This window comes from Streptomyces sp. NBC_00885, from assembly GCF_045207475.1.
GTDB lineage: Bacteria > Actinomycetota > Actinomycetes > Streptomycetales > Streptomycetaceae > Streptomyces.
Genome location: NZ_CP108796.1, coordinates 7,619,507 through 7,641,892 on the forward strand (window position 1 = coordinate 7,619,507; position 22,386 = coordinate 7,641,892).

The 22,386-nt window shown below is 70.9% G+C and carries 20 protein-coding genes; 9 read left to right on the top strand and 11 right to left on the bottom strand.

What is annotated here, in order from left to right; translation table 11 throughout:
• Positions 1 to 75: 75 nt before the first annotated feature.
• Entirely contained in the window at positions 76 to 1,554 is a 1,479-nt protein-coding gene (locus OHA61_RS34820) for an MFS transporter (protein WP_406306360.1), read from the bottom strand.
• 87 nt (positions 1,555 to 1,641) lie between these two features.
• On the opposite strand from OHA61_RS34820, the gene OHA61_RS34825 reads away from it, so the two are divergent.
• A complete protein-coding gene (locus OHA61_RS34825; RefSeq protein ID WP_406306361.1) occupies positions 1,642 to 2,040 on the top strand; it encodes a MarR family winged helix-turn-helix transcriptional regulator in 399 nt (132 codons plus the stop codon).
• 6 nt (positions 2,041 to 2,046) lie between these two features.
• On the opposite strand, the gene OHA61_RS34830 is transcribed toward OHA61_RS34825, so the two are convergent.
• Together OHA61_RS34830 and OHA61_RS34835 are read right to left on the bottom strand one after the other, a co-directional pair.
• A complete protein-coding gene (locus OHA61_RS34830; RefSeq protein WP_406306362.1) occupies positions 2,047 to 2,790 on the bottom strand; it encodes a maleylpyruvate isomerase family mycothiol-dependent enzyme in 744 nt (247 codons plus the stop codon).
• 142 nt (positions 2,791 to 2,932) lie between these two features.
• Positions 2,933 to 4,177, bottom strand: coding sequence for an MFS transporter (locus OHA61_RS34835; RefSeq protein ID WP_406306363.1), 1,245 nt, complete (start codon positions 4,175 to 4,177; stop codon positions 2,933 to 2,935).
• A 76-nt stretch (positions 4,178 to 4,253) separates the two neighbouring features.
• Here OHA61_RS34835 and OHA61_RS34840 point away from each other — a divergent pair, with 76 nt between their 5' ends.
• From OHA61_RS34840 to OHA61_RS34850, 3 genes are all read left to right on the top strand, one after another.
• On the top strand, positions 4,254 to 5,468 hold the full coding sequence (locus OHA61_RS34840) for an ROK family protein (protein ID WP_406306364.1): 1,215 nt from the start codon (positions 4,254 to 4,256) through the stop codon (positions 5,466 to 5,468).
• Between the two features lie 161 nt (positions 5,469 to 5,629).
• Complete coding sequence (locus OHA61_RS34845; RefSeq protein ID WP_406306365.1) at positions 5,630 to 6,481, top strand: YhjD/YihY/BrkB family envelope integrity protein; 852 nt, start codon at positions 5,630 to 5,632, stop codon at positions 6,479 to 6,481.
• A gap of 71 nt (positions 6,482 to 6,552) precedes the next feature.
• Positions 6,553 to 7,725 carry an IS4 family transposase gene (locus OHA61_RS34850; protein ID WP_406301143.1) on the top strand — a complete coding sequence of 391 codons (1,173 nt, stop codon included), beginning with the start codon at positions 6,553 to 6,555 and terminating at the stop codon, positions 7,723 to 7,725.
• 450 nt (positions 7,726 to 8,175) lie between these two features.
• Here the strand turns inward: OHA61_RS34850 and OHA61_RS34855 are convergent, their stop codons facing one another.
• Together OHA61_RS34855 and OHA61_RS34860 are read right to left on the bottom strand one after the other, a co-directional pair.
• Positions 8,176 to 8,757, bottom strand: coding sequence for a DUF4865 family protein (locus tag OHA61_RS34855; protein WP_406306367.1), 582 nt, complete (start codon positions 8,755 to 8,757; stop codon positions 8,176 to 8,178).
• Positions 8,757 to 9,338 (bottom strand): TetR/AcrR family transcriptional regulator, encoded by a 582-nt coding sequence (locus OHA61_RS34860; RefSeq protein ID WP_406306368.1) that lies wholly within the window; start codon positions 9,336 to 9,338, stop codon positions 8,757 to 8,759. Before OHA61_RS34860 ends, OHA61_RS34855 begins: the two co-directional genes overlap by 1 nt.
• Positions 9,339 to 9,512: 174 nt before the next feature.
• Here OHA61_RS34860 and OHA61_RS34865 point away from each other — a divergent pair, with 174 nt between their 5' ends.
• Genes OHA61_RS34865 through OHA61_RS34875 form a run of 3 tightly spaced genes read left to right on the top strand, consistent with a single transcriptional unit; the run spans position 9,513 to position 13,128 of the window.
• Entirely contained in the window at positions 9,513 to 9,803 is a 291-nt protein-coding gene (locus OHA61_RS34865) for an SHOCT domain-containing protein (RefSeq protein WP_406306369.1), read from the top strand.
• Positions 9,800 to 10,561 carry an ABC transporter ATP-binding protein gene (locus OHA61_RS34870; protein WP_361913795.1) on the top strand — a complete coding sequence of 254 codons (762 nt, stop codon included), beginning with the start codon at positions 9,800 to 9,802 and terminating at the stop codon, positions 10,559 to 10,561. The genes OHA61_RS34865 and OHA61_RS34870 overlap by 4 nt, the downstream gene beginning before the upstream one ends.
• Positions 10,558 to 13,128: an ABC transporter permease gene (locus tag OHA61_RS34875; protein WP_406306370.1), complete on the top strand. Its 2,571-nt coding sequence runs from the start codon at positions 10,558 to 10,560 to the stop codon at positions 13,126 to 13,128. Before OHA61_RS34870 ends, OHA61_RS34875 begins: the two co-directional genes overlap by 4 nt.
• Before the next feature lie 51 nt (positions 13,129 to 13,179).
• Here OHA61_RS34875 and OHA61_RS34880 read toward each other — a convergent pair whose 3' ends face one another.
• Positions 13,180 to 13,695 (bottom strand): ATP-binding protein, encoded by a 516-nt coding sequence (locus tag OHA61_RS34880; protein ID WP_406306371.1) that lies wholly within the window; start codon positions 13,693 to 13,695, stop codon positions 13,180 to 13,182.
• A gap of 179 nt (positions 13,696 to 13,874) precedes the next feature.
• Positions 13,875 to 14,198: a hypothetical protein gene (locus tag OHA61_RS34885; RefSeq protein WP_266488005.1), complete on the bottom strand. Its 324-nt coding sequence runs from the start codon at positions 14,196 to 14,198 to the stop codon at positions 13,875 to 13,877.
• A gap of 199 nt (positions 14,199 to 14,397) precedes the next feature.
• Between OHA61_RS34885 and OHA61_RS34890 the strand changes: the two genes are divergently transcribed.
• Entirely contained in the window at positions 14,398 to 15,531 is a 1,134-nt protein-coding gene (locus OHA61_RS34890; RefSeq protein WP_406306372.1) for a PLP-dependent cysteine synthase family protein, read from the top strand.
• A 4-nt stretch (positions 15,532 to 15,535) separates the two neighbouring features.
• Here OHA61_RS34890 and OHA61_RS34895 read toward each other — a convergent pair whose 3' ends face one another.
• The 3 genes from OHA61_RS34895 to OHA61_RS34905 form a co-directional block, all read right to left on the bottom strand.
• The gene (locus OHA61_RS34895) at positions 15,536 to 16,018 is read right to left on the bottom strand and encodes an SRPBCC family protein (RefSeq protein ID WP_406306373.1); all 483 of its coding nucleotides are present in this window, start codon (positions 16,016 to 16,018) and stop codon (positions 15,536 to 15,538) included.
• A 76-nt stretch (positions 16,019 to 16,094) separates the two neighbouring features.
• Positions 16,095 to 16,544 (bottom strand): SRPBCC family protein, encoded by a 450-nt coding sequence (locus OHA61_RS34900; RefSeq protein WP_406306374.1) that lies wholly within the window; start codon positions 16,542 to 16,544, stop codon positions 16,095 to 16,097.
• Positions 16,545 to 16,550: 6 nt separating this feature from the next.
• Positions 16,551 to 17,432, bottom strand: a complete 882-nt coding sequence (locus OHA61_RS34905) for a DeoR/GlpR family DNA-binding transcription regulator (protein WP_361903832.1) — start codon at positions 17,430 to 17,432, stop codon at positions 16,551 to 16,553.
• Between the two features lie 226 nt (positions 17,433 to 17,658).
• On the opposite strand from OHA61_RS34905, the gene OHA61_RS34910 reads away from it, so the two are divergent.
• Positions 17,659 to 20,022 carry a hypothetical protein gene (locus OHA61_RS34910; protein WP_406306375.1) on the top strand — a complete coding sequence of 788 codons (2,364 nt, stop codon included), beginning with the start codon at positions 17,659 to 17,661 and terminating at the stop codon, positions 20,020 to 20,022.
• On the opposite strand, the gene OHA61_RS34915 is transcribed toward OHA61_RS34910, so the two are convergent.
• Positions 19,992 to 22,385, bottom strand: coding sequence for a right-handed parallel beta-helix repeat-containing protein (locus OHA61_RS34915; protein ID WP_406306376.1), 2,394 nt, complete (start codon positions 22,383 to 22,385; stop codon positions 19,992 to 19,994). The genes OHA61_RS34910 and OHA61_RS34915 overlap by 31 nt on opposite strands.
• Position 22,386 lies beyond the last annotated feature (1 nt).

The following is a 22,386-nucleotide window of genomic DNA, read 5'->3' on the forward strand; positions in this document are numbered from 1 at the left end:
GTACGGAGTGTCACAGGGCGGCGGCAGACGGGCAAGAACTCCCGTCGGCCGCCGCCCCCTTGAGCACGGTGCCGGTCAGTCGCCGGCCGTCACCCGCTCCGGCTCCGTCTGCGGTACGGACTTCGCCACCAGGACGGTCGCTCCGCTGCGGCGCGTACGAAGACCGGTCAGCGTGATCAGCAGCCCGGCCGCCGCGATCGCGGTGACCACCACCAGGCCCGGCCGGAAGCTGTCGAGCACTGCCTGCGCGGAGCGGCCCGTGCCGCCGCCCGCCGTGATCACCGCGGTGACGACGGCGAGGAAGATCGCCCCGCCGACCTGGATCGAGGTGTTCAGCAGGCCGGAGACCATGCCCTGCTCGTGGTCCTCCACGCCGCTGGTGGCCTGGATGTTGAGCGAGGGGAAGACCAGGGCGCAGGCCGCGCCGAGCAGCAGCATCGAGGGCAGGATCACGGCAGCGTAGGTCGGTGTGAGGTCGATCTGGAGGAAGAGGGCGTACGCGACGACCAGGAGGCTGAAGCCGGCGGCGATCACGCGCGGCGTGCCGAACCGGTCCACGACCGAGCCGATCTTCGTCGAGGAGAGTGCCACCAGGGCGCCTGCCGGAAGGAAGGCGAGTGCCGTCTGGAGCGCCGACCAGCCCAGCAGGGTCTGCATGTACTGCGTGACGAGGAACTGGAAACCGACGTACGAGCCGAAGAAGAGGGCCGCGCCGAGATTGGCCCGGATCTGGCTGCCCGAGCGCAGCACGCCCAGCCGGATCAGCGGGTGCGGGCTGCGCCGTTCGATGATGATGAAGGTGGTGAGCAGCAGGGCCACGGCCAGGAAGGACAGCAGGGTGCGTGCCGATGCCCAGCCCGCTTCGGGGGCCTGGACGACGGTGAAGACGAGCAGCAGCATCGAGGCCGTGCCGGTGACGGCGCCCGGCAGGTCGTATCCCTTCCCGGAGTCCTCGCGGCTGCTCTTCGGGATCAGCCTGATGCCGGCCAGCAGCGCGATCAGGGCGATGGGCGCGGGCAGCAGCATGGTCAGGCGCCAGCTCACCTCGGTGAGCAGCCCGGACAGCACCAGGCCCATGGAGAAGCCGGTGGCCGCGCAGGTGGTGTAGATGGCCAGCGCGCGGTTGCGCTGGGGGCCCTCCTTGAAGGTGGTGGTGATGATGGAGAGTCCGGCGGGCGCGGTGAACGCCGCGCTCAGGCCCTTGATGAAACGGCTGGCGATGAGCAGCGGCCCGGAGTCGACGAGCCCGCCGAGGAGCGAGGCGAGTGCGAAGACGGCGAGCGCGATCAGGAACACCCGGCGCCGGCCGAGGAGGTCGGCGGCGCGGCCGCCGAGGAGCAGCAGGCCGCCGTATCCGAGGATGTAGCCGCTGACGATCCACTGCAGGGTCGAGGTGGAGAGATCGAGATCGGTCCCGATCGAGGGCAGGGCGACGCCGACCATCGATACGTCGAGGGCGTCGAGGAACATCGCCGCGCAGAGCACGAGCAGGGTGCCCCAGAGTCGCGGGCTCCAGCGCTCCTGCGCTACGGGGACGGTGAGCGGAGAGGTCATGGGCAGGACAGTACATGCGCATGCATTGAATGCAAATACATTTAATTCCGATGCAACAAAGTCCGTCTTTTCTGCTACCGTGCCGTCATGGCGGCGAAGAAGTCCGAGCGAGCGCTCGTGGACGAGTGGCGGGGGGTCCTCGCGCTGCATGCCCGTACGATCTGCGAGCTCGACCGCGAGCTGCACCGGCACGGGCTCGGCGCCAGTGACTTCGAGGTCCTCGATGTGCTCGCCGAGAACCCCGGGGAAGGCGACTGCTCGTTCCGGGTGCAGGAGCTCGCGTCCCGGGTCCATCTGAGCCAGAGCGCCCTGTCACGGCTGGTCGCGCGGCTGGAGAAGGACGGCCTCGTCACCCGCGGGATGTGCAGCGAGGACCGGCGCGGTGTGCGGGTCGCGCTCACGGAGGCGGGCCGGGCCCGGCACGCCGAGGTGCAGCCGCTGCAGCGTGCCGTGCTCTCCCGGATGCTGGCGAACCCGACAGCCTGATCCGGGCTACGACCAGGTGATCGGGGACATCTCGCACCACAGCCGGGCGAGGTCCGCCTCGCCCGTGACGGACACGGCGGACAGCGGCAGCCGGTTCCACAACGTCAGATAGAGCTGCTCGGCGGTACCACTCAACTCGCAGTCCGCGGGCCCCTCTTCGCTGGGCTCCGTACGGGGCGCGTCGGTGGACACCCATACGGTCCACACATCATCCGTGTCGACCGGCCGTACGCGAAGTGAACGCGGTGCCTCGGAGCGCACCGGGCTGCGGGAGCGGCCGTGAAAGCCGGTCAGCAGCTCGGCGATGCCGTCGGCGGCGAACTCGGCGGCGACCGGGCTCGGTGTGCCGCCCAGCGCCGACTCGGCGTCCACGCGGTGGATCGCCGTCTCGTGCGCCTGCCGCCGGGCCCAGAAGGCGAGCGGCGACGGCGCGGGGAGGAAGGTCCAGCAGTGCAGGTCCGCGGGCGCCTCGCTCAGCGCCGCCACCAGCAGCCCGTGTCCCTCCCGGAACCACTCCACCAGCTCGTCGCCGTCGAGCTCGGACCGTTCCTCGGCAGGGTGGTATTCGGTACGGCCCTCGGTGACGAAGGCGGTCGCCCAGCGGTGGACCATCCCGACGTGCCGCAGCAGGTCCCGCACCTGCCATTCGGGACAGGTCGGCACCATCGCGTCGGAGCCCGCCTCGGCGGCGGCAGCCGCCAGCAACTGGCCCTCGTGGACAAGGAACTTGATCAGCCGGGCGGTCTCCATGCTCCAGATTGTGCCACTGCGCTCACGCTCCCCGGGGGCAGCGGTACGGCGCGGACCCGGAAACCGCGTCCCCGGTTCTCCCGCAGGGGCGACGTCGCTCCCATGGTCCGCCCGCAACGGGGGGCGGACTGAGACGGCGTGCTCAGCCGCCCTGGGGTACGGACGCCTTCCGCGCCGAGTAGCCGATCAGGGCCGCGCCACCGGCGAGCGCGGCCACGGTCGTCAGCGCCACCGGCAGTGAGAACCAGTCGGCGAGAAAGCCGATCGAGGGCGGGCCGAGCAGCATTCCGCCGTAGCCCACCGTCGACGCGGCCGCGACCCCGCCGGGTCCCGCGAGTGCGCCCGCCCTGGCCACTGCCACCGGGAAGATGTTCGCGAGTCCCAGGCCGGTGACCGCGAAGCCGAGCAGGGCGAGCCACACGGTGGGCGCCAGCGCGCCGAGCAGCATGCCGGCAGCCGCCGTGGTGCCGCCCGCGACCAGCGTGCGGGTCTGGCCGAGCCGCTCCAGCAGGGTCGTGCCCGAGAGGCGGCCGGCGGTCATGGCGAGCGCGAAGAGCGAGTATCCGACGGCGGCGATGCCCGCGTGGGCGTGCAGGTCCTGTTCGAGATGGAGCGCGCCCCACTCGGCCATAGCGCCTTCTCCGTACGCCGTGCAGAGCGCGATCACGCCGAAGAGGACGACGATCCGGCGCGTACGCCCCTCGAGCCTGCGCGGCGCCGGGTTGCCCGCCGGGTCCTTCCCCGGGCCCTTCGCCGCGTGCCCGGCGACCGGCGCCGGGTGGCGCAGGAGCACGGGTCCCGCGGCGGCGGTGACCAGCAGACCGATCGCCGTGAGGGTGATGAGATGCGCGGTGGGGGAAAGCCCGCCCGCGACGAGTCCGCCCAGACCCGCGCCGATCATGCCGCCGAGGCTGAAAGCCGCGTGGAAGCTGGGCATCACCGGCCGCCGCATGGCCGCGACCAGATCGACCGCCGCGCTGTTCATCGCGACATTGACCCCGCCGTAGGCGGCCCCGAAGACCAGCAGCACCAGTCCGAGCGCGAGCGTCGAATGGGTCAGCGGCGGAAGGGCGATGCTCAGCGACATCAGGGCGCCGCTGACGACGGTCACCGGATGGCTGCCGTAGCGGCGGCAGAGCCGGCCGGTCAGCGTCATCGTCACCACCGCACCCGCCGAGACGCCGAGTAGAGCGAGCCCCAGATCGCTCGCCGACGACCCGGTCTGTTCCTTGATCGCGGGGATGCGGACCACCCAGCCGGCGAAGAGGAAGCCGTCGAGGGCGAAGAAGACGGTCAGCGCGGCACGGAGGCGAGACAGGGAGGGCGAGGCGATGTCTGCGCCGGGCCCGCCGGGAACGGCCGTCCTTGGTTTGTTTAGTAGCGGCACAAAGTCAGGATAGAGGCCGGAGGCCGATCCGGACAAGGCGGCTGCTCAGCCTCCGGATCATGGGAGACTCGCATCCATGAACGGCAAGGCGACAACCATCAAAACGAGGCTGGAGAGGGGCCGAGGCGCCCTCGGCCCCGCGCTGGAACTGGTTCATACGGGCCGCGCCCCCACCCGCGCCGTCCTCACCACCGAGCTCGGCGTCACCCGCGCCACCGCCGGTGCCGTCGCCGCGGAACTCGAAGCGCTCGGGCTGATCCGGGTCGACTCCCGGCCCGGCGCCGCCGCGGGATCCCAGGGCCGTCCCTCGCACCGGCTCGCCGTCAACGACGCGGGCCCGGTCGTCCTCGCCGCCCAGGTGCACGCCGACGGATTCCGAGCCGCGCTCGTCGCACTCGGCGGCCGTACCGTCGCCACCGCGCCAGGCTGTGTCACCGTCTCCGAGGACCCCGCCCAAGTGCTCGGCGAGGTAGTCGACGCGGGCGCGGCGCTGCTCCGCGAGAGCGGCCGCAGATGCGTGGGGGCGGGCCTCGCCGTGCCCTCCGCGGTCGCCGAACCGGAAGGCACCGCGCTCAATCCGCTGCACCTCGCCTGGCCCGCCGGGGCGCCCGTCCGCGACATCTTCGCCGAGCGGGTCCGCGCGGCGGGCATCCAGGGACCCGCGTTCACCGGCAACGATGTCAACCTCGCGGCGCTCGCCGAACACCGCCACGGCGCGGGCCGCGGCGCCCAGCATCTGCTCTGCGTCGCCACCGGCCACCGAGGCGTCGGCGGGGCTCTGGTGCTCGACGGCCGTCTGCACACCGGCAGTTCGGGCCTTGCCCTCGAAGTCGGCCACCTCACCGTCAATCCGGAGGGACGCCCCTGCCACTGCGGCAGCCGCGGCTGCCTCGACGTCGAGGCCGACCCGCTCGCCTTCCTCATCGCCGCGGGACGCGTCCCCGGCCCCGAGGTCTCACTGCTCCAGCAGTGCCGGGAGCTGCTGCGTACGGAGTACGACGACCCCGCCGTACGCAACGCGGCCGAGGAACTCGTCGACCGCCTCGGCCTCGGGCTCGCCGGTCTGGTCAACATCCTCAACCCCGACCGCATCATCCTCGGCGGACTGCACCGCGATCTGCTCGAGGCCGACCCCGAGCGGCTGCGCGCAGTGGTCGCCGACCGCAGTCTGTGGGGGCGCAGCGGCGGGGTGCCGATCCTGGCCTGCACGCTGGATCACAACAGCCTGGTCGGAGCCGCCGAGTTGGCCTGGCAGCCGGTGCTCGACGACCCGCTGGCCGCGCTCGGCTGATCGCCGGTCGGGTCCTGAGGAATGTGTACACGGTGCGGCGAACGCCGGGGTAACACGAACTGGCCCGGCCGGATGGGCAGCCCGTGGGCGGCACGGGCGGGAACACCCGTCCGGGGGCACGATGGAAGCGTGGCGATGCACTTCCGGGTAGTCGACGACCTATGACCCACAAGCCCTCCGGCGCGGCTTCCCACGCGCACCGGCTCCACGACCTGGGCCGCAGGATCGCTGCGTCACCGGTCGGGCTGGCCTGGAACCGTGGCCGCGAGATGGAGCTGATGCACCGTGCCATGGGCTTCGCCGCACTGGGCTTTCTGACGCTGGTTCCGCTGCTCGTCGTCGTCGCGGCGGCCGATCCGGCGAGCGGACAGGGCTTCGCCCGCTGGCTGGGCCAGGCGCTGGGGGTGTCCGAAGCCTCCCAGGACGAGGTCCAGCGGCTGTTCGGCCTGCCGGGCGCGACGCTGCAGCGCACGACCGCCTTCGGTCTCGCCGCGCTCACCGTCTTCGGCCTGACCTTCGGCGGTGCCGTACAGACGGGCTACGAGAAGGTCTGGGACCTGCCGACCGCCCGCTGGCACACCATGTGGCGGCATGTCGTCTGGCTCGCCCTGCTGATCTTCGCCCTCCTGGCCTTCGTCAACACACCCCTGTCGGCCCAATCGGTCCCGGTCACGATATTCAACGCCGTGGGTGATCTCGTCGGCACCGTCCTGTTCTTCTGGGTCTCGCAGCGCGTGCTGCTCGGCGGCCGGGTCCGCTGGCGCGCCCTGCTGCCAGGGTCTGTGGCCACGGCCGTGGGCATGCTGGGTCTGCGGGTCTTCTCACAGCTGGTCTTTTCGCCGCTGATCGCGTCGAACGCCGTCACCTACGGCTCGTTCGGGACCGTGCTCGTCATCCAGTCCTGGCTCGTCGGAGTCGGATTCGTCGTGTACGGCGGAGCGCTTGTGGGACGACTCTTCCACGAGGAGCGCGTACGGCGGCGGCTGGAGCGCGAGTTCGCGGGCCCCGTCTAGGGCCAATGCCGTTGTTTTAGGTTGCGGGCGTAGGCTGCTTGGCAGTGGTCCCGGGGGTGGTTCGGGTGGCTGTGAGTGTCTCTGAGTTATCGGGTCTGGGGCTGTTGACCTGGGTGTATCCGCCGGGGTTGGTGGATCGGGTGGTGGCCGCTTGCGGCTGCGCGGAACAACGCAAGCGACTGCTTCCCGCCCGGCTGGTGCTGTACTTCGTGCTGGGGCTCGCGTTGTTCTCTCCGGCTCCGTATCTGGAAGTGATGCGGCACCTGGTGGAGGGTCTGCGAAGCCAGGGACTGCTCGGTGCCTGGCACGTGCCGGCGAAGTCCTCGCTGTTCCGGGCCCGGCAACGGCTGGGCTCGGAGCCCTTGCGGGTGCTGTTCGCCACGACGGCCAAGCCGATGGCCACCGAGGCGACGCCCGGGGCGTTCTGGCGGGGGCTGCGGCTGCTGGCGGTGGACGGGACCTGCTGGGACGTCGCGGACACCGCGGCCAACGAGGCTGCCTTCGATCGTCCGGGCAGCGGCCGCGGGACAGGCCGGAGTGCGTTTCCACAGGTGCGGATGGCTGCCCTGGTAGAGCTGGGCAGCCATGCGGTGCTGGACGCGGAACTGGCCGGCTGCCGCACCGGTGAAGTCACCCTGGTGGCCCGTCTGCCGCGTTCCTGCGGTCCCGGCCAGCTCGTCCTGGCCGACCGGGAGTTCCTCGGTGTCCCGTTGTGGCAGGCATTCACCGCCACCGGCGCCGACCTGCTCTGGCGGGTGCCCGCCAACCGCGTCCTGCCCGTCACCAGGCAGTTCCGTGACGGGTCGTGGCTGTCACAGATCCGCGCAAGCAGCGACCCTGCCCGGAACGAGCCCATCGTGGTCCGGGTCCTGGCCTACCGGCTCAAGGACCAGCTCGGCGAGGATGCAGCCGGCGGATACCGCCTGGTCACCACCCTGCTGGACGCCCGACGGTATCCGGCCCGGCAACTGGCCGCGCTCTACCGCGAACGCTGGGAGATCGAGTCCGTTTTCGCTGAGATCAAGACTCATCAGCGCGGCGCACGCGTCGTCCTCAGCAGCAAAACCCCCGACGGCGTCCGCCAGCAGATCTGGGCACACCTGCTGGTCCACCACGCCCTGCGCGAGCTCATGCTGAGAACGGCCGCCACCCGTGGCCTGGACCCCGACCGGGTCTCCTTCACCGAAACCCTGCGCTCTGCCCGCCGCAGCGTGACCGTCACGCCCGGCAGCTTTTCCCCCTGACCTCCTGGTCAGAGCCCTGGTGATACTCGAACAGGACCTCCTGGAACGACTCCTGCCCAACAGACGCCTGCGCAGCCAGCCCCGCGTCGTGAAACGCAAGATGTCCAACTACCGGCTCAAACGACCTGAACACCATGACTGGCCCCAGCCCACCCGCACCGGCACACGAGCCGTCCTGATCACCAGACCCCAACCAGCAGATCCGTAAAGCAACGGCATTGCGTCTAGGGCGTGTTTTCGAAGTTTCGCCTGCCCCGCGGCGCCTGGCACGCGCACTCGCGGTGTTGTCGGAGTCGCCCAAGTACGTCCAGTACGAGGACGATCTCCCCCAGACGTCGTCCGGGGGTGCCCCCACCGCCTTGCGATTGCACGCACCAGACGCCGCGGGGCCCGCCCTTCGGGCGGACGGCGCCACTTCCAAAACACGCCCTAGGACCGTTCGGCCGAGGCTCACCAGTGCCGTCCGCGAGGCAGCTCAGCACGCTGCGGGGCCGACAGATGCAGCACCTGGAAGGCATCGCCGACCTCCTCGGGCGCGTCCTCGGCCCAGAGGGTGAAGTACACCAGCTCCCAGTGCCGGGGATCGATGCCGACGGCGACCGTGACCGCGCCGTCCGCGCTCGCCAGACGCCGGTGCTCTTCCAGCGCCCGCTCCACCGCCGCGGCGGGCGGGTCGTACTCCGGCAGGCGTACCCGACGGCGTGTCGCGGTGCGCGGCACGGCACCGGACGCGGGCCCCTCCTCGTAGGCCAGTCCCGTCCAGTGCTGGACGACTGGACGTCCGAAGTCGTTGACGATGCCCTGGAATCCCGGCCCCCACAGGAAGCCGTTCATGCCTTCGGGTGCGGCCCACAGATAGAACGGCGCGTACTGGTTCACCGGGGAGCCGTCGGCGCTCTCGCGCATCAGATACGCCTTGAGGCCCAGCCCCAGGAAGTCGTCCAGGAGATGCCCCCGCGTCGCGACCCGCTCACGGATGATCCCCATGTCGTAGTCGGCCGGCAGCGTGATCTCGTACTGCATGGCATGCATCAATTGCTCCCGTTGGTCCGCAGCAGGGCCAGCAGGCCCCGCACGCCCGCGTCGAACGCGGCCGCCGAGCCCGAGGCCCGGGCCAGCACATAGCCGCCCTGCACGGTCGCGACAATCGTCGCCGCGATCTCGGCGGGCACCAGCGCCGTGCTCAACTCGCCCCGCTCCCGGCCCTCCTGGACGATTGCCGCGAGCCGTCCGCGCAGCCAGTCGAGTGTCTCCTCGACCGGTGCGCGCAGCTCGTGGTTCGCGATGACGTCCGGGTCCATCGTCAGCCGTCCGACGGGGCAGCCGCGCAGCACGTCCCGCTCGCGCGACAGGTACGAGCTGATCCGCTCGTACGCCGTCCCCTCGACGCCCAGCGCCGCCTCGGCACTCGCGCGCATCTCTTCGGCCGTGCGCCGGATCGCCGCCAGCGCCAGATCGGGCTTGCCCGCGAAGTGGTGGTACATGCTGCCCTGGCCGGCGCCCGCCTGCTGCTGGATCGCCTTGGGGCTGGTGCCCACGTAGCCGCGCTCCCACAGCAGCTCGCGGGTGGCCTCGATCAGCCGTTCTGGGGTACTCATACAGCGACTGTACATACTAGTAGGTACAGAATCCAGGACAGGTCGGGAGCAGGCGTGAAAGCCCTGCGTACTCCCAGGGTGGTACGCGCAGTGCCGCTGGCCGTACGACGACTTCGACCCCCTCCCGGCGGGAGCCTCGGAAGCGACAACGAACCGCGTACCACCATCCCACCGAGGAGCTGAACCGAGATGAACACCCTGGCGTACGACGGGCCCGGCCCGTGGATTCTGTTCCTCCCCCTGATCTGGGCGGCTGTCGTCGTCTCCGTCGTCACCGTCCTGCGCCGCACCGGCATCTGGCGCGGCCGCCGCGGCCCGTGGCAGGGCCCCCGCGTGACCTACGGCGAGAACTCGCCGATCGCGATCATCGGGCGACGCTTCGCCGCCGGTGAGATCGACGAGGACGAGTACTGGCGCCGACTGTCCGTCCTGGACGAGCAGTTCGGCCGTACGGCGGGCGGCAAGGACGGTGCGGCATGACCACCACCGCCACCCTGACCCGCATCGCCGCCCGTGTCGTCGACGCCGTAAAGGTCTACGGCAAGGGCGACACCGAAGTGAGGGCTCTGGACGGGGTGAGCGTCGACTTCCCGGTCGGCCGCTTCACCGCCATCATGGGGCCCTCCGGCTCCGGCAAGTCGACGCTGATGCACTGCGCCGCCGGGCTCGACACCCTCACCTCGGGCTCCGCCCTCATCGGCGACACCGATCTGAGCGCGCTCGACGACCGCAGGCTCACCCTGCTGCGGCGCGAGCGCATCGGCTTCGTCTTCCAGGCCTTCAATCTCATCCCCACGCTCACCGTCGCCGAGAACATCACTCTCCCCATGGATCTGGCGGGGGAGCGGGCCGACGGTGAGTGGTTCGACGCCCTCGTCGACACCGTCGGACTGCGCGACCGGCTGCACCACCGGCCGAGCGAACTCTCCGGCGGACAGCAGCAGCGTGTCGCCGTGGCCCGCGCCTTCGCCGGCCGGCCCGACGTGGTCTTCGCCGACGAGCCCACCGGCAATCTCGACTCCCGCTCGGGCGAAGAGGTGCTGCGGCTGCTGGGCCGGGCAGTGCGCCAGACGGACCGTACGGTCGTCATGGTCACCCATGACCCGGTCGCCGCGGCCCACGCCGACGAGGTCGTCTTCCTCGCCGACGGACGGCTCGTCGACCGGATGGAGGCCCCGACCGCCGAGCGCGTCCTGGACCGTCTCAAGGCCTTCGACGCCCAGGGGGCGAAGACATGAGCGGCAGCCGCGCCGCGCTGCGCATCAGCCTCAACTCCCTGCGCGCCCACAAACGGCGCTTCGCCGGCACCTTCACCGCCGTACTGCTCGGTGTGGCCTTTCTCGCGGGCACGCTCATCATGGGCGACACGCTCCGCGGCAGCTTCGACACCATGTTCGCCAGCGCCAACGGCGGCACCGACGCCGTCGTCCGCAGCTCCAACGTCGTCACGGTCTCCGGCGAGGGCCAGGGCACCCGGCAGCCCGTAGGGACCGACCTCGTGTCGAGGATCGAGAAGACGCCGGGCGTCGCCGCCGCCGTGCCCAGCATCCAGGGCGCGGGACAGCTCGTCGGATCGGGCGGCAAGCCCGTCGGCGGACAGGGCCCGCCGACGCTCGCCGGCAACTGGATCACCGACCCGGAGCTCAACCCGTACCAGCTCGCCGAGGGACGTGTCCCCGCCAGGAGCGGCGAGGTCGTGGTCAACCGCGGCGCCGCGGAAAAGGGCGGGCTGAAGATCGGCGACCGTACCGTGCTGCGCACGCCCGACCCGGTGCAGGTCACGATCGTCGGACTGGCGACCTTCGGCGGCGAGGACGGCATGGCCCAGGTCACCTTCACCGCGATGACCCTCGCCGACGCCGAGAAATACCTCACCCCCAAGCCCGGTCAGGCCTCGTCCATCCAGGTCCGGGCCGGACCCGGCACCAGTCAGCAGGAGCTCGTGGACGCGCTGACGCCCGTACTTCCCCAGGGAGTCGAGGCGGTCACCGGCCAGGAGGTGACGGAAGAGAACCAGGACATGATCTCGGGTCAGTTCCTGAATCTGTTCACCACCCTGCTGCTGGTGTTCTCCGGCATCGTGCTGCTGGTCGCGACCTTCTCCATCTACAACACCTTCGCGATCGTCATCGCCCAGCGCACCCGCGAGAACGCGCTGCTGCGCGCGCTCGGCGCGTCGAGGCGCCAGGTCGTCGGCTCGACGCTCGTCGAGGCGGCCGTCGTCGCGCTGACCGCGTCTGCCGTCGGTCTGCTCGGCGGCATCGGGATCGCCGCGGGACTGCTGGCGCTGTTCCCCGTCATCGGCTTCCCCTTCCCGGAGGGCAGCCTGGTCATCAGCGGCCTCTCGCTGCTGCTGCCGCTCACCGTCGGCGTGATCGTCGGCCTCGGCTCCGCGCTGATGCCCGCTCTGCGCGCCGGGCGGACCGCTCCGCTCGCCGCGCTGCGTGAAACCGCCGTCGACCAGTCGGCGGCCTCCCGGAAGCGTGCGTACATCGGAACGGGCGTCGCGCTGGCCGGTATCGGCATCATCCTGCTCGGCGTCGTGGCCTCGCCGTCCATCTGGCTCGCGGCTGCAGGCGCAGTGCTGGCCCTGGCTGCCTTCGTGGTGCTCGGCCCGGTCGCGTCCTCGTATGCCGTACGGATCCTTGGCGGACCGCTCGACCGGCTGCGCGGCGTCTCCGGCAGCCTGGCCAAGCGCAACGCACTGCGCAGCCCCAAGCGGACCGCGGCCACCGCGACGGCGCTGATGATCGGTGTCGCCGTCGTCTCCCTGTTCACCGTCTTCGGCGCCTCGCTGAAGGCGACCATGGACCAGACGGTCTCCCGGTCCTTCGCCGGTGATGTGGCCGTCAGCGTGCCCGCCTTCGGCGCGGGCGGCAGCGGGCTCAGCCCGAAGCTCGCCCCCGCCGTCGCCGCGCAGCCCGAGGTGGAGACCGCGGTCGGCCTGGGCAAGGGCGTCGCGGAGGTCGACGGCGCGGGACGCCTGCTGACTGTCACCGACCCGGTGGCGCTGGGCAGGTCCTTCGACCTCGGCACCGTGCAGGGCTCGCTGGACGGCCTCGGCACCAGCGCAATGGCCGTCGCGGACACCGAGGCCGACAAGAAGGGCTGGAAGCCCGGATCCACCGCCGAACTCGCCTTCGCCGACGGCCAGAAGCAGACCTTCACCGTCCGCGCCGTCTTCGAGCAGTCGGAGCTTGCGGGCGACTACGTCATCACCCGCGAGGCCTGGGCTCCGCACCGGGGCCAGGACTCCGACACGCTGATCGCGGTCACTTTCAAGGACGGCGTGTCCACCGCGGACGGCGCGGCGGCGGTCGAGAAGACAGCGGCCGCGTACGGCAACCCCGAGGTGCAGACCCGGGAGGAGTACGCGCAGAGTGCGGCCGGAGCCATCGACATGATGCTCACCCTGGTCTACGCCCTGCTCGCGCTCGCCGTGGTGATCGCGCTGCTCGGCATCGCGAACACGCTTACCCTCGCGATTCACGAACGCACCAGGGAACTGGGCCTGTTGCGGGCGGTCGGACAGACCCGGAGGCAGCTGCGCTCGATGGTGCGCTACGAGTCGGTGCTGGTCGCCGCATTCGGTACGGCGGGCGGACTGGCGCTGGGCGGGCTGCTCGGCTGGGTGCTCGTCAAGGCGTCCGAGGGCGCGGGCGACACCGCCTTCGCGTTCGCCGTACCGCCCCTTCAGCTCCTGGTGGTAGCGCTGGTCGGCCTGGTGGCCGGAGCGGTCGCGGGCTGGCGGCCGGCGCGGCGGGCGGCACGCCTGGACGTGCTGCGCGCCATCGCCACGGAGTAGTCCGCGTGGCTTCTCGAACGCCGGACGGGCCCCGAGCCCGTCCGGCGCCTCTCACCCGGCGACGGTCGATCGCGCTGTGGCGCGTTTGCGCGCACCGTCCTGCGTTGTTGCGAACGGGCCGTCAGGCGTCGCTCCGTACACCATCGGATACGCCGGCACAGCCACCGCGGGTGACGGCGCCGAGAGCGTGAACCACACGATCTTGCCCGTGTCGCCCTTGGGCCGTACGCCCCAGCTCTCGCTCACCGCCGCTATCAGCGCGAGCCCGCGGCCGGAGGTGGCCAGCGCATCGGAGTCGCGCACGGTCGGAAGCCGCGGATCGTGGTCATGGACCGAGACCGTGAGCCGGTCGAGCAGCAACTCGATCTCGACAGTGCACACTTTGTCGGGCTCGGCATGGCGGTGGACATTGGTCAGCAGTTCGGTGACGCCGAGCGCTGCCTGGTCGATCAAAGGATCGAGATGCCAGTAGCGCAGTTGCGCCGAGATGATTCTGCGGACCTGACCGATCCGCGACGGCAGGGCTTGGAGCTCCACCGTGCAGTGCCTGCTTGGCTGGCTGATCACGGCTGCGACTCCCCGAATGAGGTCCGGAAGACGAAGGATCGGATCCAGCAGTTGGCTGGCTGCTGATGTGTCCGGCGGGGCTGGATCACAGCGTGACCGCCGGTAAACCCTGAGTGACGTGATACAAGCGTGAACCAGTGCAGACAGTTCCGCAACTCACCGCACTCGGGTGATTACTCTCAGCTCCTGGTGCCGCCTGCGCCGCGCACGGCCTCCAGGAAGCGCCCGGCCAGTGCCCGGCCCTCCGGCCTGCGGCTGCGCTGCCCCATCGTGAGCCGGTACCTCTTGCCGTTGAGCGTCGCAACCGTGCTCGCGTCATCGGCGAACCAGGGCTTACCGGCCCTGACCGCGCGCACCGGCGCGCTCTCGATCACCCGGCCGTAGCTCGTGAGCAGCGCCAGCCTGCCGTCCTTGATCAGCACTTGCCCGGCCCTTGTCAGTGATCGCGGCCACCGCTCGATCCGCACGCCCGTAGCGCTGAATTCGGGCTCTGCCATCGCCATCGAGTCTCCGCCCCCTTCGCACGTTTCCTCCTTGCAAGTCTGCACAACTCGGGGCGAGTTCACCAGTACGTGCGGAAAGGCAGGGGCGGCTCCTGGCCTGCAAGTGACTCCTATGGATCCCCAAAGTGAACGTTTGTGCAGGTGAGGGGCTTACTGTGACGAGTGGGGACCGGAGTCGACAAGGCGAGGAACGGCACGCATGAGTACGAGTGGGAAGTCTGTGACGGACGGGGCGATGGTGACCGTCGATGTGGACCGCAGCGATCCGCATTACCGGGCATGGCTGAAGGAAGCGGTCCGCAAGGTCCAGGCCGACGCGAACCGCTCTGCTGACACGCATCTGCTGCGTTTCCCCCTGCCGGAGGAGTGGGGAATCGACCTCTACCTCAAGGACGAGTCCACCCATCCGACCGGCAGCCTCAAGCACCGCCTCGCGCGCTCGCTGTTTCTCTACGGCCTGTGCAATGGCTGGATCCGGCCGGGCAAACCGGTCATCGAGGCATCCAGCGGTTCGACCGCGGTCTCCGAGGCCTATTTCGCCAAGCTGATCGGTGTCCCCTTCATCGCCGTGATGCCGCGCACGACCAGCCCCGAGAAAATCCGGCTGATCGAATTCCACGGCGGGCAGTGCCACTTCGTGGACGACTCGCGCAAGATGTACGAGGAGTCGGCGTCCCTCGCGGAGCGCACCGGCGGCCACTACATGGACCAGTTCACCTACGCGGAGCGGGCCACCGACTGGCGCGGCAACAACAACATCGCCGAATCGATCTACCAGCAGCTGCGCTCGGAGCGCTATCCCGAGCCGGCCTGGATCGTGGCGACGGCGGGCACCGGAGGAACCTCGGCGACCATCGCCCGCTATGTGCACTACATGCAGCACGACACCCGGGTCTGCGTCCCCGACCCGGAGAACTCCTGTTTCTTCGAGGGCTGGACCCAGGGCGACCCGGGCGCCAGCAGCGACTGCGGCTCCCGTATCGAGGGCATCGGGCGGCCGCGTATGGAGCCCAGCTTCGTGCCCGGTGCCATTGACCGGATGATGAAGGTGCCGGACGCGGCGAGTGTCGCCGCCGTACGTGCCCTGGAGAAGGCCATAGGCCGCAAGGCGGGCGGCTCCACGGGCACCGGACTGTGGAGCTCGCTGAAGATCATCGCCGAGATGGTGGCCGAAGGCCGCAGAGGCAGTGTGGTCACGCTCCTCTGCGACCCGGGTGACCGCTACCTCGACAAGTACTACTCCGATGCCTGGCTGGACGAACAGGGCCTGGACATCGCCCCGTACACGGCGACGATCGAGCAGTTCCTGGCTACGGGGGAGTGGGCCCGCTGATCTCTCACTGCGCGGCGGAGTGGGCGAGTTTCCGGTCGAGCTTGCGCATGGCGCCCCGGAAGGATGCGGCGAGTCCCGCCCGGCTCAGCTTCAGTACGCCGCGCATCGGCGCCGGGGCGTCCACGGCGAACGTCCACTGCACCCGGGTGCCGGACGTACTGGGCGTGAGCCGCCACTCCTCCAACAGGGCACGCAGACCAGGGGCGTTGGTCCGGTCCACGCGGTACGCGTAGCGTTCGCCGGGGTCGGGGGCGAGGATCGTCTCGGCGAAGAAGATCCCGCCCCTGAGCCTGACCTCGCGGCCCGCGCCGCCGTGTGTCGGAGTGGCGGAGGCGACCGCGCCGAACCAGGTGGGCAGGCCCGCGACATCCTCGGCGAGCGCCTCGTACACCGCCTTCGGTGCGGCCGACACCTCGGCCGAGAAGACCAGGCGCAGGGGGGCGGACTCGACGAAGTCGAGTTCCACGGGGCTCAGTAGGCGTGCCATGGGACCGTACCTCCGGAGGGGAGACGGGTGGGGTCGCACACCTTAGTTGACAGATCGTCAGTTGTCCGCAGGTGCTTCAGAGGTGAGACGAGGATCTCCGCAGGAGTCCGTCCAGGGCGCGGCCGAACACCAGCCGACCCGCCCGGGCGACCAGCGGATCCAGCAGCCGGGGCAGGAAGCGGATACGCAGTTCCTCCACCCAGACCACCACGGCGCCGGGACCCTCCGGAAGCACCTCGATCTCGGCCCAGCCCGTGATGACGGAGCCACGCTTCTCCAGACGGCAGCGCCCCGGCCTGCCGCCCGCGGGCGGTTCCCAGCGGACGACCTCCATCGGATCGTCGAAGCCGGCGCGGCCCACTCCGGAGCGTGCGACGAAGCGGGTGCCCACCCGGGTCGGCGGCGGCGTCACGACCCGGACGGCCGTCAGCGGCACCTGAGCCCCGTGCCCGCGCCAGTCGGTGACGCGCGAGAAGACCTCGCCCGCCGGCAGCGCGACGGCCCGCGTGATCCGGAAGGCGCCCACGCGGCGTCAGCCGTCCTGTCCGCCGTCACTCGTGGGACCACTGGAGGTCTCGGGACCGCCGGAAGTCTCGGGACCGCCTGCCACCACCAGACCCGGCAGATGCTCGGCGATCTCCTCGCGCGCCTCCTCGGACAGCCCCGAGTCCGTCACCAGCGTGTCGACCTCTGCCAGCGCGGCGAAGGAACTCAGGCCCACCGTCCCCCACTTGGTGTGGTCGGCGACCACAACGACCCGCCGCGCCGCCTGGACGAAACGGCGGTTCGTCTCCGCCTCCGCGAGATTCGGCGTGGACAGCCCGGCCACGACCGAGATCCCGTGCACGCCGAGAAAGAGCACATCGAAGTGGAGGGAACGGATCGCCTGGTCGGCGACCGGGCCCACGAGTGAGTCGGACGGCGTACGCACGCCTCCGGTGAGGACCACCGTGGCCGCGCCGGGCCGCTGGCCGCCCGCGGCACCCGCGCGCTGCGCCGCGTGGAACACGTCCGCGACCCGCACCGAGTTGGTGACCACCGTCAGATCGGGCACGTCGAGAAGGTGGTGCGCCAGGGCATAGGTCGTGGTGCCGCCGGACAGCGCGATCGCACTGCCGGGCACCGCCATCCGGGCGGCCGCCCGCGCGATGTCTTCCTTGGCGCTCAGCTCCAGCGCCGACTTGGCCTCGAACCCGGGCTCGTGCGTACTCGGCTCGACCACCGGCACCGCGCCGCCGTGGACCTTCTCGACGACCCCCTGCCGGGCCAGAGCGTCCAGATCCCGGCGCACTGTCATGTCGGAGACATTGAGTTTGCGGGTGAGCTCGTTGACCCGCACCCCGCCGCGCCTGCGCACCTCGTCGAGGATCAGGGCGCGCCGCTGCTCCGCGAGCAGGTTCTGGTTGTCGGTCACTGCCGGGGCCGGTCCTTCCATGTCGTCGTACACCGGGTGTCGTACACCGCCTGTGGCCAAGGCTGCTCATCCTCGCACGGCCGGTGCCGACGGGGCTCGGGGAGATTCCGTAAGTGCCGTGCGGTGAACTGCCATGATCCGGGATGGTGGTCATGAACCACCGCGCGGCCGCGCACTGATCGATTCTCCCATCGAGAGCTTTACATCGAGAGAGCGAGCCACAGAAGTGTCCTCTGCCACTCCGGTCCCGCCGAACGGAGGGCCCGCGCTGGAACTGCTGGTCCACGGCGTCGGCGGAGCCACCCCGCAGGACATGCTCGGCGACCCCCGGACGATCCGGATCTCCGGTGACGAGAAAGCCGCCGTGTTCCGGCGTACCGACGACGAGAAGGCGGAGAGCCACCCCGAACGGTACGAGGACCGGCCCGTCCCCGAGGCGTACTGCTGGTCCAACCTCACCTCCGGCAACAGCGCACGTGCCCTGTGGCTGCTGCTGCTCCCCTTCATGGTGGCCAACCTCGCGCACTGGATGCGCCCGCGCGCGAAGGGCCGCAGGACCACGACACGGCTGTACGGGGTGCTCGTGCGGCTCGTCGCCCTCAGCCTCACCGTGCTGCTGACGGCCGCCGCCTGCGAGGTCGCGCTCGATCTGCTGGCCTGGCAGTGCGCCGGCTCCGCCGCATGCACCCGGGAAAAGTCCTGGCTGGGATTCGTGTCCGCTGCTCAGGGCGGCTGGTGGTCACAGCCCGGAAGGCGCCTCGCGCTCGCCTCGGTCGTACCGGCCGCGCTGGTCGGGCTGCTCTGGTACCTCTCCAACCGCACCTGGAGCGCGTACGAATCCCAGCGGCCGCCGACCGGCGAGGACATGGGCGAGGAGGAGGGCCTGCAGGAGATCGAGGAGGACGCCGACGGGCCGAAGGACCCCGTCGTACGGCCCGCGCTCGGCCGCCCGGGATTCTGGTACGGCCGCCGGCTCGTCGCCAGGCTGCGCGCCGCACACACCGCCGCGGGCTTCCTCACCGTCGCAGCCGCCGTCGCCGGAGCCGCCGCACGCCACGACCGGCGCGGCGACGACGCGCTGCTCGAAGTCTGCGGATGGCTGCTGGAAGGGGCCCTCGTCATCGGGCTGCTCGGCGTGCTGTGGGTCGTGGTGCGCAGGGGCCGCAGCGAGAAGCAGTTCGATGTCCGCGTCGACCGCGCCGCCGTGCGCTGGCTGCCGGGTGCCGCACTCGCTGTGTTAGCCCTGGCGCTGCTGTACGCCTCCTGGTCGCGGCCCGGCTGGGCCTCCACCGCCACCCTCCCCGGCGATGTCACCTTCCGCGTCATCGCCCTCGCCCAGGGGGCGCTGGTCATCGCCCTGGCTGTCGTCGCCTGGATCCTGCACCGCCGCGCGCGTCATGCCCGCACCGCCCTGTACGGCCTGGGCGGGCCGGCCGTCGCGATGCTCGCCTGCGCCCTGGGCGGGGTGATGACCGGTGGTGTCGCCCAGCGCGTCGCCGACTGGCTGGACGGCCCCGGCACGCCCGGCATGGACGGCGAAGGCTCCATTCCGGGGCCGCCCGTGCTGCTCAGCTGGCAGGCCTCGGTCATCCCCGTCCTGCTGATCGTCCTGTTCGTCCCCGCCGTCGTCCTTGCCGTACGCACCTGGCGGACGGCCCGCGGTCTCGGGGAAGACGTGGAGGCGGAGTACGAGGTCGGCCGTCCCGACGAGGGCCGCACCCGGCGCATCGCGGGCACTCGCGCACGGGCCGCCCTCACCGACGCCGCGCCCTGGATCGTCGGCATCGTCTCGGGCGCCACCCTGCTCCTCGGCGCGGGCGCGGTCGTCGGGGCGTGGGCGAGCGGCGACGTACCCGGCGAGGCCTTCGGTGACGGCTTTGCCCAGTCCGTTGCCGAGGCCGCGCAGTCCGCCGGCTCCTGGCTGATCGGCTTCGGCTTCATACTGTTCGTCACCTGGGGCCGTCGCGCCTACCGTGACGCCTCCGCCCGGCGCACCATCGGCATCCTGTGGGACGTCGGCACCTTCTGGCCGCGTGCCGCCCACCCCTTCGCGCCCCCCTGCTACGCGGAGCGCGCCGTCCCCGACCTCACCTGGCGGATGTGCACCTGGACCGCACGTACCGGCGGGCGGCTCGTCATCTCCGGCCACTCACAGGGCAGCGTGCTGGCGGCGGCCGCCGTCTGGCAGCTGCCCGCGGCCACCCGGCGCCGGGTGGCGCTGCTGACGTACGGATCACCGCTGGAGCGCCTGTACGGCCGGTGGTTCCCCGCCTACTTCGGGCCCATCGCGCTCGCCGAGCTGAGCGGTCAGGTAAGCACCTGGCGCAATCTGTGGCGGCTGACCGACCCGATCGGCGGGCCCGTCCGGGTCCCCGCCGACGGCGCGCGCCCGGGAGTCGACTGCGAGGCGTTCAAGGACCCGCTGGTGTATGGACGTTCCAACCTGCATCCCCTGCCCGAGCCGATCCTCGGGCACTCCGAGTACCAGGCCGACCCGGAGTTCGAAAAGGAACGGCGCGAGCTGCTCGACCGGCTCACGCCCGTCGTTCCCCGTCAGGCTCAGGGAAGTTCGGGCAGGTCGTCCGGGTAGAGCAGGGTCAGGTCGTCGGTGTTCACCTCGGTGAGCTCGGCGACCCGGCCCGCGTGCCGCTCCACCATCGACTCGAAGGTCTGGCGGGCGGTGCGGCCGTTGCCGAAGGCAGGCCCCTTGGGCAGCGCGGTGAAGTACTTCAGCAGTGCTTCACCCGTGCCCGCGCCCAGCCGGTACTCATGGTCCTCTGCCTGCTGCTCCACGATCCGCAGCAGCTCTTCTGGCACGTAGTCGTGGAAGGTGATGGTCCGTGAGAACCGGGATGCCACACCGGGGTTGACGGACAGGAACCGCTCCATCTCCGCGGTGTACCCGGCGACGATCACCACCACCGCCTCGCGGTGGTCCTCCATCAGCTTCACCAGGGTGTCGATGGCCTCCTTGCCGAAGTCCCGCCCGGAGTCCTCGGGGGAGAGGGCATAGGCCTCGTCGATGAAGAGCACACCGCCGCGCGCCCGGTCGAACGCCTCCTGCGTACGGATCGCGGTGGAGCCGATGTGCTCACCGACCAGGTCGACGCGGGAGACCTCGACGAGATGGCCGCGCTCCAGCACTCCGAGCGAGGCCAGGATCTCGCCGTACAACCGCGCCACGGTCGTCTTGCCGGTGCCGGGGGAGCCGGTGAAGACCAGATGGCGGCGGACGGACGCGGCCTTCAGGCCCGCCTCCTGGCGGCGCCTGCCGACCTCGATCATGTTGGTGAGGGTGCGGACTTCGCGCTTGACGCTCTCCAGACCGACGAGCGCGTCCAGTTCGCCGAGCACGGCACCCGAGGTCCGTACGGGTTCGGCGGGTACGGCTTCGGGGGCGGGCTGCCCGGGAACCGTGGTGAGCAGCCCCGGGGACTGGGTCGCGGTCAGCAAGGCCGTCGTCGGCTCGGGCGCGGTCCGTATGCCGCTCTCGTCGCTGGTGCAGTCCTCGGCGACCACGCCGTCGGAATCGGCGAACTCGTAACCGCCGCGCGCACAGCGCTCGGTGCGGCAGCGGCTCAGCGTCGTACGGCAGCCGTCCATCACATGGAAGCCGTAGCCGCCGCTGCCGGTGACCCGGCAGCCGCGGAAGGTGCCGCGGCCCTCCGCCGAGACATAGAAACCGGCCTCGGCGGGCGAGGTGACCGTGCAGCGCTCGATCACCGGATCCGCGCCCTTGGTGACGATCACGCCGGTCTGCGCCGCGTCGATGGTGCAGCCATTGAGGGTGCCGCCGCTGCCGTGGTCGCGGAACCAGGCGCCGGTGGAGGCCTCCCTGATCCGGCAGTCGTCGAGCTGCGCGGTCGCGCCGTCGCTCACCGACACGGCCGTGTTGCGGATCTGGGAGAGATCGCTGTCGACGACATCGACGCGTGAGCCGCGATCGAGGACGAACAGCGCGTCCGGGACGTCGTGGACTCGGCACGAGTCGAGGACGGCACTCGCGCCGTCGCTGACCCAGACGGCCGGATAGTCGCCCGTGCTGTCGTGGATCTCGCACTGGTTGGCATCCACGCGCGTGCCCGGATCCCACACCGACAGACCGTTGCGCCCGAAGCGGCGCACGGTGGAGCGGGTGAGCGTGAGCACCGACCGGGAGCGCAGATCGATCGCGTTCTCCGGAATGTCATGAATATCGCAGTCGGAGAGCGTGAGCACGGAGTCCGTGTCGAGCGTGATGCCGTCCGCCGACGTGCGGTGCACGGTGGAGTCCGTCAGATGGGCCGAGGCGCGCGAGGCGATCTGGACACCGGTGCCCTTGATCTCGTACACCTCGCAGCCGATCGCCTCCAGTCCGCTGCCCTCGCCCGTCACGCTCAGGCCGGCGCCCGAGGCGTGATGCACCCGGCAGCGCTCGAAACGCGGATGCGCACCGCCGCGCACGGAGATGCCCGACTGACCGGCCGCGACGACCTCGCACTCCTCGAACACCCCGCCCGCGCCGTCGAGGACGCCGATGCCGACGCCCCCCGGATTGTCGACGGTGCAGCGGCGGACGGTGGGCCGGGCCGCGCCACGCACCTCGAGACCGGCCGCGGAACGGGTCACGATCCGCAGATCGATCAGCTCGGGTGTGCCGTCCTCCACGAGCAGCGCGGGGGCCGCCGAGTCCTGCCCCTCCACATGGAGGTCCTGGACGGTGGCCGATGCACGCACGGTCAGCGCGACCCCGTCGGCGGGCGCGATGCGCACCGAACCGACCGCGCCCTCGGAGCCGCGCAGGGTCACCGCCCGCTGGACGACGAGGTTTTCGCGGTACGTCCCCGGCGCGACGGTGAGGATGTCGCCGTCACCCGCGGCCTCCAGGGCTGCGGCCAGTGAGGGGTACTCGCCCGTGCGGCGCCGCCACCGCGATGTGCCGGTGTGCGTCACCTGGACCGTGCCCTGTGCCATC